Here is a 3,094-nt window from a genome sequence, read left to right as displayed (position 1 = left end):
CGCGTGCTCGTGGAGTGCAGCGGTGGCTCACTCGGTGGTCTGATATGCGGTTTCCACACACTTTGCGCTTGACCCAGCAACCATGCGCACCCTGTCAATCCTGCTGCTGATCGCCGGTTTGTCTCTTCAATACGTCATGGTCATGGTGACGTACCATGCCGCCCTGATGCCGAGTGAGGCTCTTTTTGCCGGAGCCTCTTCCACCGTCATTGCTCACTGCATGGATGAACTGGGCAGCTTGGGTAAAGTTATTGTCTCCTTTGCCCTGCTGAATGCCGGATTGTTTGTTCTGTACGCCATTGTCGTCCACGTTCTGCTCTTGCGGTGGAAGCGGAATGAACGGCGCGAGGATGAGTAAAACAAGGGGTCGGCCTTTCAGGCTCCGCCGTCGACGGGTCAGGGCGGCGGCGCTGCGTCATGCGTATGTTTTTTTCTTGTCAACGCCGCGGCAAAGGAATAAGCTGGAAGAGAAATAAGCCGCAGAGTCGGCAAGGCTTGACTCTGCCCTTTGCTCACTTTCATACCAGCCCTATCACCCGCATGAAGACGACCTTATGGATGAGTTTTTGCGCCGCGGCCGCCGCGGCGCTCACCTCGGCGCAAGCCGACAGTACCGAACCCGCTGCTTTGCCGGCAGCGACAGCTCCCGCCGCTCAGCCGACCGCAGGGGCAAGCGCCCGCCCCGTTCGCTCGGCACCTGCCATCCTGTGCCCGCCCGAGATGGAGGCTTTGCTCCGGGCTGATTATCCCTCTCCTTCATCGCCTGTCGAGGCCGGAGAACAGGGGCCGCCCGCTGCCATCACCATGCGTGTCTACCAGTGGCTCAAGGTGCCCGCCTTTCCGGGACGAACCTGCGCTTTTTGTCTGCACAACGTCGGTGTTTGCTCCGACGGAAAGACGGGCGGCGTGGGTGCCCCCGATTTCTACATCATGGCAGAGTACGGCGGCTCATCCCCGAACTGGCGGGAGGAGAGCGACGGCGCACGCTACATGTTAGCGGATGTGCTCACCGGGCATAGCCCTCGCCTGAGTCTGCACGATTTGGATCAGGATGGCCTGCCCGAGCTGGTGGTGCAGTACCTGACGCCGACGGACAGTCCGCGCCTCGCCATCTACGCGTTGCGAGCGAAGGGGGCCGAGCGGCACCCACATGCGACTTCCGCGGGGCTGAGCCCGATTGTGCGCAATCTGCCGAAGTCTCTCGTCCGCGTCTGCGATGACGGCTCCTTTTATCTGCGCGATGCCTGGCATCCCGAGATGGTTCATCCCTGCCCGGACCCGGTGCGCTACGTGCTGCGCGACGGTCAGCCGGTGGCGCAGCCGGCCGAGGAGCAGCCCGCCGAGGAGTGAGCCGACCGGGGCGTGAGGATGAGGGAGCGGTGAAGCGGACGGCATGAGGGGAGCGGGGCGAAAGCTCGCGGCCTTCCCTTGCCGTGGCTGATCGCCTCTTCGGGCGGGCTTTGCCCGAGGCTGCCCTGCCCGGGTAGGCTCTGCCCGAGGGTGCGGCCTCGTCATCAGCCGCGCGATGCGTTGCCGTTTGCTTTTCCGGCGCGGCGCGATGCTGCTGCCGTGCTTGCCCCGCAAGGAGAGCGGCGCAGGCGTCAAGAGGACACAAAAAAAGCGCACCTCCCAGAATTGGCAACCACGAAGGTACGCCGGCCACAGGTGCGCAGGCGTATTACAGCACGCATTCCCCGTCCTGTCAACACCCTTTTCATAAAAAATGTGTTTTGCATGTCCCTGAGCACCACCATCATGACATGCTCTCGCGAGTCGAGGATGAGAGCGCCACCAAAGATCCGGCAGAGCAAGCCGCGCAAGCGCCCCAAAGTTCCGCCCCCTCCATGCCGGGCTTGCTCCGCGAGATGCGAACGATGCCGGGTTCTCTCCCCGCCAAAGGCCTGAGCGCTCCCGAAACGCGCACGTGACGCATGCCAAGAGGCGCAGGCCAAGCTGAACGACTACGTCAGCGCAGAACTCCCGGACTCCCGGAGCCGGAAGCGATGCTCGGAAAATTGCAGCAAGGCGAGAAGTATTACAGCACACGCGCCCAGAATTCCTTCTCGGTGACCTCGAAGAAATCATACGGGCGCTTATCGTACGAGGGGTTCTCAGGAAAGGACCAAAGCTCGTACTTGGTTCCGTCGTCGGATTTCTCGAGCCGATACCAGTTGCCGCGCCGTTCCAACCCCCATACGTTGTCGGTGTCCAGATCTTCTATATACCAGCAGAAGTCAATTTTGGAAACGGCTTCGCGCAACTCTTCAAGGGTATCAAATGAGGTGAACATTGACAATCCTCCCGTATCACAAGGCGAGGAGAAAAGCAAGAACATTTTTGAAAAATCTGCTTCATCAGTTGAAGATGTCGCGGGGATTCTTCCTCTGCGCACGCGGGAAGGGGGGAATGCCGTTTGAGCATGGAGCACCTGTGGTGGGACGGAAATGATATTAACGAGTGGGGCACGAAGACGGCGAAAACTACGCATACCCAAATACGCGCAACAATCGAAAGCTGCTCGACGTCGTTACCTATGACCGAGAAGGAAACCCGATACCGCTTTCCAAGCGGTTGAACAAGATGCATCCTTCGGTTTCGTTTTTTATCCGAGATATGACGCAGGCTGCGCGAGTGATGTTGCTCCGTCGCGAGGATGACCTTGAGGGGGAGGAACTCATTGCGCGATGGGATGAGCTGCCGGAGCGTTTGGAAACGGCTCGTGTCTTTGTCTGTGCCCTCGAGGCGGCTCAAAGTGTGCAGCCTTCAGAGCGGAGGAAAGGAAGTCATTTCGACAGATTCGGAATGAGGGCCGTAATTGCCGAGAACTCTCCGTCGGAGAACGCGCTTATCACAGGGTTTATCATCACCCCCAACACAATAAGAAAGGGGCAGGTGAAACTGCGGCTCCCAACGCCGGCACACAGCCCTACGCACTCAATGAATTGGCCCGTACTCAAGAAGTGGTTGCTGCCCTTTCCTCTGCTGTATCGCGTTTCGATGCCGTTGTCAAGTAAAATCGGCTCTTCTGCTAATTGTGTGGAATGACGCCGCAACAGAGCAGAGAGAAGAAGAGAAAAACAACGCAGGGGGCAGA

Annotated in this window: 5 protein-coding genes; 3 read left to right on the top strand and 2 right to left on the bottom strand. The window is 59.4% G+C overall.

Annotated features, from left to right (window positions below):
* Window positions 1–82: 82 nt before the first annotated feature.
* From AC6UAL_RS09550 to AC6UAL_RS09540, 3 genes are all read left to right on the top strand, one after another.
* The gene (locus AC6UAL_RS09550) at window positions 83–358 is read left to right on the top strand and encodes a hypothetical protein (RefSeq protein ID WP_500683151.1); all 276 of its coding nucleotides are present in this window, start codon (window positions 83–85) and stop codon (window positions 356–358) included.
* Window positions 359–540: 182 nt separating this feature from the next.
* Complete coding sequence (locus AC6UAL_RS09545) at window positions 541–1,350, top strand: hypothetical protein (RefSeq protein ID WP_500683150.1); 810 nt, start codon at window positions 541–543, stop codon at window positions 1,348–1,350.
* A 410-nt stretch (window positions 1,351–1,760) separates the two neighbouring features.
* The gene (locus tag AC6UAL_RS09540; protein WP_500683149.1) at window positions 1,761–1,928 is read left to right on the top strand and encodes a hypothetical protein; all 168 of its coding nucleotides are present in this window, start codon (window positions 1,761–1,763) and stop codon (window positions 1,926–1,928) included.
* A gap of 107 nt (window positions 1,929–2,035) precedes the next feature.
* Here the strand turns inward: AC6UAL_RS09540 and AC6UAL_RS09535 are convergent, their stop codons facing one another.
* Window positions 2,036–2,335, bottom strand: coding sequence for a hypothetical protein (locus tag AC6UAL_RS09535; protein ID WP_500683148.1), 300 nt, complete (start codon window positions 2,333–2,335; stop codon window positions 2,036–2,038).
* 448 nt (window positions 2,336–2,783) lie between these two features.
* The coding region (locus tag AC6UAL_RS09530) for a hypothetical protein (protein ID WP_500683147.1) at window positions 2,784–3,094 on the bottom strand (311 nt) is incomplete at its 5' end.

The sequence above is a fragment of the Candidatus Parakkermansia intestinigallinarum genome, from assembly GCF_944389695.1.
Lineage (GTDB): Bacteria > Verrucomicrobiota > Verrucomicrobiia > Verrucomicrobiales > Akkermansiaceae > Akkermansia > Akkermansia intestinigallinarum.
Note: the sequence above shows the minus strand (reverse complement) of the source record. Positions and strands in the feature narration are given on the sequence as shown.

Coding starts and splice junctions, on each gene's coding strand:
- AC6UAL_RS09535 (WP_500683148.1), bottom strand. CDS start 2,335: ATGTTCTTGCTTTTCTCCTCGCCTTGTGATACGGGAGGATTGTCAATG.
- AC6UAL_RS09540 (WP_500683149.1), top strand. CDS start 1,761: ATGCTCTCGCGAGTCGAGGATGAGAGCGCCACCAAAGATCCGGCAGAG.
- AC6UAL_RS09550 (WP_500683151.1), top strand. CDS start 83: ATGCGCACCCTGTCAATCCTGCTGCTGATCGCCGGTTTGTCTCTTCAA.
- AC6UAL_RS09545 (WP_500683150.1), top strand. CDS start 541: ATGAAGACGACCTTATGGATGAGTTTTTGCGCCGCGGCCGCCGCGGCG.